We start from the raw sequence: 12,836 nt of genomic DNA on the forward strand, positions 1-12,836 counted from the left end.
TTTTTCCTATTTTTTGATTTTTTCTAGTGCGATTTTTGCTGCGAGCTGTTGGGCTTGCTTTTTAGAGCTGCCAACGGCACGTGAAATTTCTTTACCATTTAGTAGCAAGGCTATCTCAAATTCTTTCTTATGATCAGGGCCTGACGTGCCGATGAGTTGGTATGTTGGGATGACACCAAGACTGGCCTGAGTGACCTCTTGAAGAGCGGTTTTGTAGTCCTTTTCGAGGTGTGCAAAGTCGATCTGTGGATAGCAAAGCTCAAGCAGAGCGATCGAAATTTCTCGCACCTTATCAAGTCCAGCCTCAAGGTAGATAGCGCCCATCACTGCCTCAAACGCATCGCTTAAAATGCTTTCTTTCTCGCGTCCGCCATTATTCTCTTCAGCCGTGCTTAGCCTTAAAAATTTACCCATTTTTAGATGCCTTGCCATATTTGCAAAGCTTTTTTCATTTACAAGTGCGGCTCTTAGCTTGCTCATGTCGCCCTCTGCGATCTTGCTAAATTTCTTAAAAAGATACTCAGCCACAAGCAGATCCATCACCGCATCGCCCAAAAACTCGAGCCTTTCGTTATTTAGTGCCTGCTTGGTACTCTTGTGAGTTAGAGCCTCTTCTAAAAGTTCAGTTTTTTTAAATTTATATCTAAGATTCTCTTCAAATTCTTCTAAAATTTTCATCTTTCATTCTCATCTTTTATTTTTAATGCCTCATCTCTTGCCATCTGGTCGCACTCCTCGTTTTCAGGGTGTCCAGCGTGCCCCTTAACCCAGCTTGCCACGACTTTGTGAGGCTTTGAAATTTTCAAATACTCCTGCCAAAGTTCTACATTTTTTACATTTTTAAAATTTCTCTTTTGCCAGTTTGCAAGCCACTCATTTATGCTATTTACTACGTATGAGCTATCGGTAAATAGTCTCACTTCGCAAGGCTCTTTTAACGCTTTTAGCCCCATTATCGCAGCTTTTAACTCCATTTGATTATTTGTCGTATATGCCTCTCCGCCGCTTGCTTTTTTCTGCGCTTCGTTAAATCTCAATATATATGCCCAGCCGCCAGCTCCAGGGTTTCCAAGGCACGAGCCGTCGCTAAAAAGTGTTACTATCTTCACTTGGTTTTTCTGTGATGTGGGATAAAATTTTGACACTTCCTAGCTCGTGGCAGACCGGACAGCGGTAAAAGTGCATCGGAAATGAGTTTTTGCAGCTCTTGCAAACGTAGTTAAAGCTTAGCCCAGCCGCGTCAAATTTAGCGTCTTTTAGTTTTTTGATGACGTTTAGCTCAAAGCCATAAATTTCGCAAGGCTCATCTATATCGCCCTTTGCATAAAAGAGCGATTTATATTTTTGGTCGCTTAAATTTATAGGCGTTTTTAGATTATAAAGCAGATCGATCACATCTTCAAAACGAGCAAAATCTTTTAAATTTTCTAAATTTTCATTGTGTCTTATGAAAAGGGCTAAGATCATGCGCTTTAAAAGCTCAAAATTTTGGCTAAGATGCGAGAGAATTTCTACCTTTTCATTAAAACTTAAATTTCTATCATCAAGCGTGCTGATCGCCTTTATATAGGCTTTTTGATCTTTTACATTTACACCAAGTTCTTCAAGAGAATTTAGTGCATAAAGGGCTTCTTTGTAGTTTTTAAGTTTTTCATCTATCATCGTTAAAAAGCGAAGTGCAATCACATTTCTTGGACTTAACTCAAGCACTTTTTCAAAGACTTCGCTAGCTTTTTTTAAAAATCCAGCCTTAAAATAGACCTCTCCAAGCTCGTTTAGAATAAATTCTTTTTCATTTTTATCTCTAACTTTGCCAAGTGCGATGAGATAAACACTAATTGATTTTTCAAAATCACCATTTTTAGCAAAAGTTTGCCCTAGCATGCAAAGGCTTTGAGCGTCTATCTCTGGGCTTTGTAGCATCTGTTTATGCTCGCTACTTATACCGTCTTTGCTATCAAATTTTCTTATAAATTTTTCGATTCTTTTTTTCTCATCTTTGCTTGAAAAGATACCCCAAGCATAGCTTAATGCGGCTATCATCAATATAATGCTAAATAAAATAATAAGGCTAAATATCGGATCTCTGTGCCCAATGAAAAAAATATCCACGCTCATACTTTGTAATAAAATTTTACTTTAATTATAACAAAGCGGTTGTATAATTTTGCTTATGATAGATCCAAAATCCATAGAAAAACTCAAAAATCAAATCGATATCGTTGACATTATAGAGCACTATTTGCCAGTCAAAAAGATGGGTGCAAACTACAAATGCGTCTGCCCATTTCACGACGACAAAAATCCTAGCATGAGCATAAGTCAAAGCAAGCAAATTTTTCACTGTTTTGCTTGCAAGGCCGGCGGAGATGCGATTAAATTTGTAATGGATTATGAGAAACTTACCTACCCTGAGGCTATCGAAAGAATAGCTAGCCTTGTAAATTTTAGCCTCGAATACACAAGTGACAAAGCCCCAACACAAAAAGAAAATAAGCATATTTTAGAAAAGGTAAATGCTTTTTATAGGAGCGAATTTTTCAAGCATGAAGCCGCTGTGAGATATATCTATTCTCGTGGTATAAATGATGCGATGATCGAGAAATTTGAGCTTGGTTGGGCTGGGGATAGTGCTAGTACCATTAGGCTTTTACAAAATGAAAATATTGAGCCAAAAGAGGCGCTTGAAGTTGGCATTGTAAAGCAAAACGAGAAGGGAATTTATGCTAGTTTTATCGAGCGTATCACATTTCCAATATATGCGCACACGGCAAAATTAGTTGGCTTTGGTGGCAGAACGATCTCAGATCATCCTGCAAAATATGTGAATTCTCCACAAAGCATGGTTTTTGACAAGTCAAAGCTACTTTACGGCTATCATTTAGCTAGACAAAGCATTTTTGAAAAAAAGCAGATCATCATCACAGAGGGATATCTAGATGTTATCATGCTGCACTTTGCTGGCTTTACAAACGCCGTTGCTGTGCTTGGGACTGCGCTTACGACTAATCACTTACCACTTTTAAAAAGGGGAGAGATAAGTGTAGTGCTTTGTTTTGATGGTGACTCGGCTGGTATAAATGCCGCTATAAAATCATCTCGTCTTTTGGTACAAAACGAAATAGATGGAAGTGTTGTCATTATAAAAGATGGTGCAGACCCTGCGGATATGGTTTTTGCAGGTAGAAGCGACGAGCTAAAAGAGATGTTTGGCTCAGGGACTGAGCTTGGCGAGTTTTATATTGAGCAAGTTGTAAAAAAATATGATATTACGCGCCCAGTGCAAAAGCAAAAATGCTTAGAAGAGATAGTGGAATTTACAAATTCTCTAAAGCCAATAATCGCAAAAAGCTACGAATTACTGGTATCAAATTTACTCAAAATAGAGCTAAATACTTTTAGTCTTCATGGGCAAAGATATATAAATAGACAAGATCAAAATTTTACAAATGCTGCAATAAATAAACAAACGGCTCAAAAAAAAGATAAAACTGATATTTTGGAATTTAGCGTTTTAAAGAGCATGCTAGCAAATAAAAATTACGAAGCTATCGTTTTAAACGAGCTCGAGGAGAAATTCTTCTTGCACCATAAAGATTATTTTCAGGCTGTTTTATTGCCAAATATTGAAGATAACGCGGTACTTGTTAGAGAAATTTATGTTGATGAAAGCTCAAACGTAGCTTCTAGTGAAGAGAGCCTTAAAGAGGCCATTTTAAAGCTAAAACTAAAATACTATGAGAAGTTTCGCGAAGATACTAGAAAATCACAAAAACCAAATAAAATCGAATTAATGCAAAAAATTTCAGAGATTATTAAAGGCTTACACAACAAACTACAAAAAAATTAGATTTCAAAATTTAACACTTATTCAGCTTTAAATCATAAAACTAAATGTAAAATGTTCAAAGTAATAAATGTTTTTAAGATTAGTTTTATTTTTAAGGATTTATTATGATAAATTTTAAAAGATTTGAGGCGAATTTTAGTGCTATAAGTAGATTTGGAGCATTAAAAGGTGGAGGGCTAACAAGGCTTGCATTTAGCAAAGAAGACTTGGAAGCTAGAAATTTTCTTATAAATTTAATAGAAGAAAATGGCTTTAAACTTAAAATTGACAATGTCGGTAACATATATGCCATATATGACGATGGCTGTGAGCCAGGTGAAAAGCCGGTTTGCGTAGGCTCTCATATCGACAGTGTGCCAAATGGTGGCTTTTATGATGGCACGCTTGGTGTCATGGCAGGACTTGAAGCATTAACCTCGATAAAAGAAGCTGGCATTAAACTAAAACGCCCACTTTGGCTTATAAATTTTTGCTGTGAAGAGTCAAGTAGGTTCAAGACAGCGACAATTGGCAGCAAGATAATAAGCGGCAAACTTGGCCTACAAAGGCTTCATGAATTAAAAGACGAAGACGGCATTTCGCTTTTTGAAGCGATGAGTAAATTTGGACTTGAACCGCAAAATTTAAATGATTCTATTTTAAAAGAACACTCAATTCATTCATATTTAGAACTTCACATTGAACAAGGCCCAGTGCTTGAGCGAAGCGGCATAAGCGTTGGCGTAGTAAGTGGGATCGCCGCTCCTATTAGATTTGAAATTATTATTCATGGTAAGGCAGATCACAGCGGTGCAACTCCGATGAATATGCGTAGTGACGCTTTGCTGGCTGCTTCGCATATCATAATCGCTGCCAATAAATTTGCTAAAAACAAAAAAACAGCTGTGGCTACTGTTGGTTACGCACATGCAAAGCCAGGCGTTTTAAACGTCGTACCAGGTGAGGCGAGGCTTGGAGTTGATCTAAGAGATATTGATAAGGCAAGCTTAGAGGAGCTAAATTTAGAGCTTAGAAATTTTATAAAAGAGCTAAGCGGTGAGCTAAATTTTAGTTATGAGATAAGAGAACTAAGTAGTGATGAGCCAGTAAAACTTAGCGAGCATGCTATAAATTTACTAAGCGAAGAGGCTGCTAAACTGGGCATAAAAACGCTTACTTTGCCAAGCGGAGCTGGACACGATGCGATGAATCTAACAAAACTTGCAAGTAGCGTTGGCATGCTTTTTATACCTTGCGTTGGTGGTATCAGTCACAATATAGCAGAGGCTATAAATTTTGATGATGCTTTCAAAGCCACACAAATTTTAACAAATGCACTAATTAAACTATCAAATGAATAAGGAGAAATCTATGGATAAGATAGCAAATTTGGCTCTTTCTTTAAAAGATGAGCTGATCAAGGATCGCAGGTATTTTCACTCGCATCCAGAGACTGGTTGGTTTACATTTTTTACAACCGCTGTGTTAGCAAAGAGGCTTAGTGATCTTGGTTATGAAATAAGCCTTGGCGACAAGGTCGTTAAAGCTGATGCAAGGCTTGGTCTTGGTTCAAAAGAGCAATGTGAAAAAGCAATAGAAAGAGCCAAAAAACTCCTAAGTCCTGAAGAGGCAAAATATCTTCCTTATATGAAATATGGCTTAACTGGACTAACTGCCTTTATAGATACGAAAAGGCCTGGTAAATTTACAGCATTTAGATTTGACATTGATAGTGTTGATGTGACAGAGAGTGATGAGCCTACTCACAGACCTTATAAAGAGGGTTTTGGCGCAGATATCGCTGGTATCATGCACGCTTGCGGACACGACGGACATGCATCTATCGGTCTTGGTGTGGCAAAACTTATAGCTGAAAATTTAGATGAATTTAACGGCAAATTTAAATTTATATTCCAAACAGCAGAAGAGGGTACAAGAGGCGCTGTGGCTATGGAGGCTGCTGGTGTGCTTGATGGTGTAGAGTATCTACTGGGTGGTCACATCGGCTTTCAAGCAAAAACCAATAGAGGCATCATCTGCGGGACAAATAAGCTACTTGCAACTTCAAAATTTGACGTACATATCACCGGTCGTTCAGCTCACGCAGCAGGAGCACCTCAAGATGGCGCAAATGCACTTTTAGCTGCATCTCAAATGGCACTAAGCATGCATGGTATTACAAGACATGCAAAAGGCGTGACCAGGATAAACGTAGGCGTTTTAAAAGCAGGTGAGGGCAGAAACGTCATCGCGCCAAATGGCTATCTAGCTTGCGAAACAAGAGGTGAAGATACAAATTTAAATGATTTTATGTATGAAAGATGCATGGATATCGTTAAAGGCGTGAGCGAAATTTATGGCGTAGAGAGTAAAGTCGTAAAAACTGGTGGCACAAACGGAGCCGATAGCGACAAAGAAGTAACAGAAATTTTCTATGAAGCTGCAAAGCAAAGTCCATTTATAGATGATGACAAGATCGTAAAAGAGCTTGATTTTGGTGCTTGTGAAGATTTTGCTCATTTTATGAGAGCTTTGCAAGATAGGGGCGCAAAGAGTGGCTATATGATGATAGGAACAAATTTAAAAGCAGGCCATCACAACTGTAAATTTGACTTTGATGAGGAGTGCTTGGTGGCTGGAGTCGATGTCTATCTAAGATCTGCTTACAAATTAAATGGAGTAAAAAAATGAAAAATGCTTTACTAATCAGCGCTTCAAGCTACCAAGATACTGGCTACTTAAGACACTGCAAAAACTGGGTTAAGGAATTTTTAGGTGAATGCGGCAAGGAAGAAATTTTATTTATCCCTTATGCTGGAGTTAGGCGAACAAATGACGAGTATGAGCAAAAAGTAATTGATAGATTAAAAAATAGCAATATAAAATCAATCCATCACTACGAGGATAAAATTTCAGCTATCAAAAATGCTAGCAGTATCGCAGTTGGTGGCGGAAATACCTTTATGCTGCTTTACATGCTTTATAAGCTAAATTTGATTGAGCCTATAAAAGAAGCTGTGGCAAATGGCACAAAATACTTTGGCTGGTCAGCTGGTGCAAACATCGCTGGCAAGACGATGATGACGACAAATGATATGCCTATCATCATGCCAAAGTCCTTTGATAGCTTAAATATCTTCCCATATCAGATCAATCCGCACTTCATAAGTGGCAAGCTAGCAGGCCATAACGGCGAGAGCAGGGAGGAGAGATTGGAGGAATTTTTAATAGCTAATCCAAAAGAGACCATTTACGCACTGCCTGAAGGCACGGCTTTGCTCATAGAGGGTAGCGAGGCCCAGGTCATAGGACACAGTGAAATTTTAAAATTTGAGTATCAAAAAGAGATAGAAAAAATAGAAGTTGGAACTAAATTTAAAATCTAAACAAGGAGAGAGGTATGGAAACATTTAAGCTAATTGCTGCCATTCTTGGCATCGCGGCTGTTGTAGCACTTCTAGTCTTAAAAAAGGAGACAAGAACGGTGCTAATAGGTGTTGGTTTAGTGCTTTGTATAATCGCACTAAAACCGATGGGGGCACTAAGTGCTTTTACTGACTATATGACTAAAGCAGGGCTTATAAAAGCGATTTGTGCAAGTATGGGTTTTGCTTTTGTTATGAAATACACGATGTGTGATAAACACCTTGTCGCACTTCTTACAAAGCCGCTTAAAAATGTAGGCTTTATACTAATCCCTGCAACAACCGTGCTAACTTATTTTATAAATATCGCTATCCCTTCAGCTGCAGGATGTTCCGCTGCTGTTGGTGCAACGCTTATACCGCTTCTAATGGCTTCAGGTATCCGCCCAGCTATGGCTGGTGCTGCTGTTTTTGCGGGTACATTTGGTGGAGTCTTAAGCCCGGGATCGGCTCACAACGTCTATGTAGCTGATCTTGTTAAAAAAACGGTTGAGGGCTATACAGTTCAAGATGTCATAAAAGTGCAAATTCCAAGTGCATTTACTGCTCTTGTTATCGTAGTGATCGCATTAGTTATTGTTGCAATACTGCTTAAAGACTATCAAAAAAATACAAATTTCACTCTTGAAAGTAGTGCTGTTAGCGAAGAGAAGTCGCTATTTAAAGTAAATTTCATCTACGCTATTATGCCTCTAGTTCCACTTGTTATTTTGGTTATTGGCGGAACAAGCCTTGCAAAAGATTATAGCTTTCTTGCATGGACAAAGATGGGCGTTGCTGAGGCGATGATACTAGGTGCTATCATAGCTATTTTTGCTACGCTTACAAATCCGCAAAAGATCACAAAAGAATTTTTTAACGGAATGGGCCACGCTTATGCTGATGTTACGGGTATCATCATCGCAGCTGGTGTCTTTGTCGCTGGCCTAAAGGCATGTGGAGCCGTTGATGTGGTCATCGCATGGCTAAAAACAGATCAAAGTTACGTTAAATTTGGCGGAACATTTGTGCCATTTATCATGGGTATAGTTACAGGTTCAGGTGATGCTGCTACATTTGCATTTAACGAAGCTGTCACAACAAATGCCGCTGCACTTGGCTTTGAGCAAGATAAGCTTGGTATGGCAGCAGCTATTGCTGGTGCTTTAGGTAGATCAGCTTCTCCGATTGCCGGTGCTGCTATCGTTTGTGCAGGCATTGCGATGGTTAGTCCAGTTGAAATCGCTAAAAGAACATTTTTAGGGATGTTTGTCTCTGTTGTAGCGATTGCATTTTTTGTCATCTAAAAGGATGAAAAATGGATATCGTAGAGAGATTTTTAAACTACACAAAATTTAACACCACAACAAATAAAGAAAATGGGTTAAAAGGCGTCATGCCTTCTAATCCAACCGAGTATGAGCTGGCTCGTTTTTTAAAAGATGAACTTAGCTCACTAGGCATAAAAGATATTATCTTACAAGACAATGCTATCTTGATAGCAAAAATTCCTGCAAACTGCGAAAATGCTCCAAGCATCGCCTTTTTTGGGCACTTAGATACAAGTAGTGAGCAAAAAAATGATACCAAAGCTAAAATCGTAAAATACACAGGCGGCGACATCTGCCTAAACGAAAAGGAGGGAATTTATCTAAAATTTAGCGACAACTCAGAGCTTAAAAAATACGTTGGTGACGACATAGTCGTGACTGACGGCACTAGCTTGCTTGGGGCTGATGATAAGGCTGCGATCGCTAGCATTGTAAATATGGCTAGCTATTTTATGCAAAATCCTGATGTAAAGCACGGTAAAATCGTGATCTGCTTCGTGCCAGATGAAGAGCAGGGCTTACTTGGGGCAAAAGCACTTGATGTAAATTTGCTAGGAGCTGATTTTGGCTACTGCTTAGATTGCTGCGAGATAGGCGAGCTAATATATGAAAACTGGAACGCGGCTGACTGCACAATGGTCTTTAAAGGCGTTTCGGCTCATCCGATGAACGCAAAGGGTAAGCTTGTAAATTCGCTACTTCTTGCGCATAAATTTATCTCGCTTTTGCCAGGTGGCGAAGTACCAGAGTGTACCGAGGGCAAAGAGGGTTATTTCTGGGTAAAAGAGCTTAGCGGAAACAGTGCAAAAACGACGCTCAAGATCGACATAAGAGAATTTGGTGAGGTGAAATTTAAAAAAAGGCTTGAGTTTTTAAGCGATATGGCAAATTCTTTTAACAAAATTTATGGTGAGCGTTGTGAGATCACGCTAAAAACACGCTATGAAAACGTCTTTAAATTTTTAAAAGACGAAAACTCACTTCCGATAAAACTAGCAAAGGATGCCTTTAGCGAGCTAAATATCACGCCAAATATAAAGCCGATGCGCGGCGGATATGATGGAGCTGTGATATCTGCAAAAGGTGTGCCAACGCTAAATTTATTCACAGGGGCAAATAACTTTCACTCCATCTTCGAGTATTTGCCAGTTAGCAGTCTAAAAGCCGCGAGCGAAGTCATCAAAAAAATCGTAATTAACGCTGCTAAATAAACTTCATAAAAGCCTAGATTTAGTAAATTTAGGCTTTAAATTTTACTTTCAGGATAAAAATGAAGGCTTTAGCTTTGTTTAGCGGAGGGCTTGATAGCATGCTCTCGATCAAAATCATAAGCGATCAAAACATCGAAGTAGTTGCACTTTATATGGATACTGGTTTTGGCGTAGATGAAGAAAAACATGAAATTTTAAGACGCCGTGCAGCTTTGGCTGGAGCTAGCTTAAAAGTGGTTGATATGAGAAATGAGTATCTTCGTGATGTACTTTTTAACCCAAAATACGGCTACGGCAAGCAGTTTAATCCATGTATTGACTGCCACGGATATATGTTTAAAACAGCTCTAAATATGCTAAAAAGTGAAAATGCAAATTTTATCATCACAGGCGAAGTTCTGGGACAAAGACCGATGAGTCAGCGAAGAGACGCACTCTTTCAGGTTAAGCGCCTAGCTGATGACGAGGATGATCTAGTGCTTCGTCCGATGTGCGCTAGGCTCTTGCCACCAACTAAGCCAGAGCGAGAGGGCTGGGTCGATAGAGAGAAGCTGCTTGATATAAGCGGGCGCGATAGAAAGCCACAGCTTGCTTTGGCAAAGGAATTTGGCTTTGAGGACTTTGCAATGCCTGGAGGTGGGTGTTTGCTAACGATCGAGAGTTTTGCTGTGAAGATAAAGGATTATCTAAATTTTGATAAAGAGATGCGAGATATCGATGTAACGTGGCTAAAACTTGGTAGGCATCTGCGCTTGCCAGATGGTGCAAAAATGATAATAGGACGTGACGAGAGCGATAATAACGCTCTTTTGGCGCATCCAAATGATAAATTTGAACAGGTGAAATTTAAAGAGAGCGATGATATCGTGGGAGCCGTTAGCTTCATAAGCAAAAACGCTAGTAAAGCTGACAAAGAGCTGGCCGCAAGGCTCGCATTAGCTTATACAAAAGCAAGCAGAGAGAATGAATTTGAAGTTAGCATCGCTGGCGAGAAATTTAGTATCACACCTGAGGATAAATCTCTAGCTCAAAATTATTTCGTAAAATAGACGTTTTATTGATTCTTGGTGCTTTTACTTTGTGTTTGTAGATAAAGATGGTTTTTATCTACAAATAAGTTTAAAAATTATATAATCCGAAACTTATTTTAAAGTGTCACGGTAGCTCAGCTGGTTAGAGCGCTGGTCTCATAAGCCGGAGGTCGGGAGTTCAAGTCTCCCCCGTGACACCATAAATACCTAAACTACGATGTTTCTACAATATTATATTGCAGTCACCTTTCATGAAATATAGCTTAATGTTTGTAGCAAAATAAAATTTTATGTAGCAAATTTTTAAGCTTGCAGTAATTTTAACACGTTTTTTGTAAAATTTTAAAAAACAAGTAAAATTTTTTAACGAATCATCTACTATGATATAATCTGTCACTCTACTGGGTTAAATTTTTACCATAACTTAAATAAAATGAGTATAGATGTGTAGTAAAAATGGCGTTTATAGCTATTGAATATGGGCTAAAAAATATTTTTGATGATTATGATTTATTCATATTTCCTAGCAATAAAACACAAAATAGAGATAGGCTGCATAAGCATCACGAGATCCTGCGTATGTCAAATACTGGCTACCATTTATAAAGATAAAAGAGTCAGAGTATTTAAAGGCAAAATTTGAGAATTTGTTTGGAGAGTATTTGGTGCGCAATTGATGATGATGCAATAATTTTTATTTGGTAATTTTAAGATATTTGTTTCGATTCCTCATATAAATACTAGCATTAAGTAATTTATAAGTATTTTTATGCTATACAATCAATTATAAGCAAAAACCCCTTGATATATCGTGCTTTTTAAAACATAAAATCATTTTTTTATTCTACTTACTATCAAATTCATTGACTCGGCTATAAAAAAAGATTATAATGCTCACAATTTTTAAAAATATATTAATTTAAAAAGGAACCAACATGAATAAAACTAATTAAAAGCAGAGGTTCTATTTAAGTATTTAGTTAAAGAGAACCTCTACGATAAGTTGCGAGAACCCTTATTGTAATCGTTCTCTACTTTTAAACTACTTAAATAAAAAAACTTCATTAGTACCAACCATATTGAGTTTATTGGGCACGCTATAAGTATGTCTATTTTGGTGAGATAGCTATTGCTGTCTTTATAAAATTTTTAAAAAGTCATAGGAGGAAAAATATGACTAGTAAAAAAATTATTTTAAATGATTTAAAGGCTATTAGAAAAAATAAAACAAAACAGGAGATTAAACAAGCATGCCTTGAAGTCTTGTTTCCACGACAAGCTACGATCAAAGAGTGTAGGCTAGTAATCGAAGGTCGTTTTAACATCAAGCTATCAAACAAGGAGTTTTCCAAATGGAGGAAAGAGTATGATGCAAAAGACACACATCAAACCTCTCATACAGATCAAATTCCTGAGGTTAAAGAAGACAAAAACAACGATGAGGAGCTAAGCAATGGCACTAACAATCAAGAGTAGCGATACAGCAGTTGCGGCAAATGCCGTAATTGCTCTACAAGAGCATATCGAAATGGGCAATAAGGCTAGTGAAAATATTAGAAATAATATTGAACTTTTTAATCAAACCGCAGATAGCTTTGATAAAAGCTTTAAAGAAAAAATAGAGCTAATAAAGCAAGGAAATACCGAACTTATAAGTGCAGCAAAAGAGGCCCGAAACAACTTTCAAAATACTCTAAAGAGTGCAGATAAAACTATATCAAAGATTAACTCATCTTTTAGCTCTTTGATGAAAAAGATAGTATATGCATTAATTGCCTTTTTATTTATAGAAGCGACCTTCTTTTTGGGCTACTTGTTTTATGATAGCCATAAGACAAATGAAACCAAAGCTGCACTACAAAATAAGCTAGATAAAGCACTTTATAACGTGTCTAATCTTAAAGGCTTTATCATTCATATCTACAACCAAGATAGCCAAAAAGCTAGCGAAGATTTTACTAAATGGCTAAACACAAATGGTGACAGCAGTGTTCAGCAGTAAGCAAATTTTTCTAATAGCAAGACACATA

At 37.7% G+C, this 12,836-nt stretch carries 12 protein-coding genes and 1 tRNA gene; 10 read left to right on the top strand and 3 right to left on the bottom strand.

Going from position 1 to position 12,836, the window contains the following annotated elements; all coding sequences use genetic code 11:
- Positions 1-6: 6 nt before the first annotated feature.
- From rnc to G6W45_RS05250, 3 genes are read right to left on the bottom strand one after another with little or no spacing between them, the layout of a single operon-like run.
- Positions 7-678 carry a ribonuclease III gene (rnc, locus tag G6W45_RS05240; RefSeq protein WP_194167759.1) on the bottom strand — a complete coding sequence of 224 codons (672 nt, stop codon included), beginning with the start codon at positions 676-678 and terminating at the stop codon, positions 7-9.
- Positions 675-1,109: a ribonuclease HI gene (rnhA, locus tag G6W45_RS05245; RefSeq protein ID WP_107695792.1), complete on the bottom strand. Its 435-nt coding sequence runs from the start codon at positions 1,107-1,109 to the stop codon at positions 675-677. The genes rnc and rnhA overlap by 4 nt, the downstream gene beginning before the upstream one ends.
- On the bottom strand, positions 1,087-2,118 hold the full coding sequence (locus G6W45_RS05250; protein WP_196780144.1) for a tetratricopeptide repeat protein: 1,032 nt from the start codon (positions 2,116-2,118) through the stop codon (positions 1,087-1,089). The genes rnhA and G6W45_RS05250 overlap by 23 nt, the downstream gene beginning before the upstream one ends.
- A gap of 55 nt (positions 2,119-2,173) precedes the next feature.
- Here G6W45_RS05250 and dnaG point away from each other — a divergent pair, with 55 nt between their 5' ends.
- The 10 genes from dnaG (at position 2,174) to G6W45_RS05300 (ending at position 12,808) form a co-directional block, all read left to right on the top strand.
- A complete protein-coding gene (gene dnaG, locus G6W45_RS05255; protein ID WP_194167802.1) occupies positions 2,174-3,850 on the top strand; it encodes a DNA primase in 1,677 nt (558 codons plus the stop codon).
- Positions 3,851-3,954: 104 nt separating this feature from the next.
- Positions 3,955-5,190 carry a M20 family metallo-hydrolase gene (locus G6W45_RS05260; RefSeq protein ID WP_194167761.1) on the top strand — a complete coding sequence of 412 codons (1,236 nt, stop codon included), beginning with the start codon at positions 3,955-3,957 and terminating at the stop codon, positions 5,188-5,190.
- Positions 5,191-5,200: 10 nt separating this feature from the next.
- Entirely contained in the window at positions 5,201-6,520 is a 1,320-nt protein-coding gene (locus G6W45_RS05265; RefSeq protein WP_194167762.1) for an amidohydrolase, read from the top strand.
- Entirely contained in the window at positions 6,517-7,215 is a 699-nt protein-coding gene (pepE, locus tag G6W45_RS05270) for a dipeptidase PepE (protein ID WP_194167763.1), read from the top strand. Before G6W45_RS05265 ends, pepE begins: the two co-directional genes overlap by 4 nt.
- A 14-nt stretch (positions 7,216-7,229) precedes the next feature.
- Positions 7,230-8,540 carry a C4-dicarboxylate transporter DcuC gene (dcuC, locus tag G6W45_RS05275; protein ID WP_194167764.1) on the top strand — a complete coding sequence of 437 codons (1,311 nt, stop codon included), beginning with the start codon at positions 7,230-7,232 and terminating at the stop codon, positions 8,538-8,540.
- Positions 8,541-8,551: 11 nt separating this feature from the next.
- Positions 8,552-9,775 (top strand): peptidase T, encoded by a 1,224-nt coding sequence (pepT, locus tag G6W45_RS05280; protein ID WP_194167765.1) that lies wholly within the window; start codon positions 8,552-8,554, stop codon positions 9,773-9,775.
- Between the two features lie 59 nt (positions 9,776-9,834).
- Complete coding sequence (locus tag G6W45_RS05285; protein WP_194167766.1) at positions 9,835-10,824, top strand: argininosuccinate synthase domain-containing protein; 990 nt, start codon at positions 9,835-9,837, stop codon at positions 10,822-10,824.
- A 105-nt stretch (positions 10,825-10,929) separates the two neighbouring features.
- Positions 10,930-11,006: transfer RNA gene (locus tag G6W45_RS05290), tRNA-Met, on the top strand.
- Positions 11,007-11,979: 973 nt separating this feature from the next.
- Positions 11,980-12,282: a hypothetical protein gene (locus G6W45_RS05295; RefSeq protein WP_103649245.1), complete on the top strand. Its 303-nt coding sequence runs from the start codon at positions 11,980-11,982 to the stop codon at positions 12,280-12,282.
- Positions 12,260-12,808 carry a hypothetical protein gene (locus tag G6W45_RS05300; protein WP_103649244.1) on the top strand — a complete coding sequence of 183 codons (549 nt, stop codon included), beginning with the start codon at positions 12,260-12,262 and terminating at the stop codon, positions 12,806-12,808. The genes G6W45_RS05295 and G6W45_RS05300 overlap by 23 nt, the downstream gene beginning before the upstream one ends.
- Positions 12,809-12,836 lie beyond the last annotated feature (28 nt).

Origin of the sequence: Campylobacter concisus (assembly GCF_015229955.1) — a bacterium.
GTDB classification, from domain to species: domain Bacteria; phylum Campylobacterota; class Campylobacteria; order Campylobacterales; family Campylobacteraceae; genus Campylobacter_A; species Campylobacter_A concisus_AT.

Coding starts and splice junctions, on each gene's coding strand:
- dnaG (WP_194167802.1), top strand. CDS start 2,174: ATGATAGATCCAAAATCCATAGAAAAACTCAAAAATCAAATCGATATC.
- G6W45_RS05295 (WP_103649245.1), top strand. CDS start 11,980: ATGACTAGTAAAAAAATTATTTTAAATGATTTAAAGGCTATTAGAAAA.
- rnc (WP_194167759.1), bottom strand. CDS start 678: ATGAAAATTTTAGAAGAATTTGAAGAGAATCTTAGATATAAATTTAAA.
- G6W45_RS05260 (WP_194167761.1), top strand. CDS start 3,955: ATGATAAATTTTAAAAGATTTGAGGCGAATTTTAGTGCTATAAGTAGA.
- G6W45_RS05300 (WP_103649244.1), top strand. CDS start 12,260: ATGGCACTAACAATCAAGAGTAGCGATACAGCAGTTGCGGCAAATGCC.
- G6W45_RS05250 (WP_196780144.1), bottom strand. CDS start 2,118: ATGAGCGTGGATATTTTTTTCATTGGGCACAGAGATCCGATATTTAGC.
- pepE (WP_194167763.1), top strand. CDS start 6,517: ATGAAAAATGCTTTACTAATCAGCGCTTCAAGCTACCAAGATACTGGC.
- dcuC (WP_194167764.1), top strand. CDS start 7,230: ATGGAAACATTTAAGCTAATTGCTGCCATTCTTGGCATCGCGGCTGTT.
- G6W45_RS05285 (WP_194167766.1), top strand. CDS start 9,835: ATGAAGGCTTTAGCTTTGTTTAGCGGAGGGCTTGATAGCATGCTCTCG.
- G6W45_RS05265 (WP_194167762.1), top strand. CDS start 5,201: ATGGATAAGATAGCAAATTTGGCTCTTTCTTTAAAAGATGAGCTGATC.
- pepT (WP_194167765.1), top strand. CDS start 8,552: ATGGATATCGTAGAGAGATTTTTAAACTACACAAAATTTAACACCACA.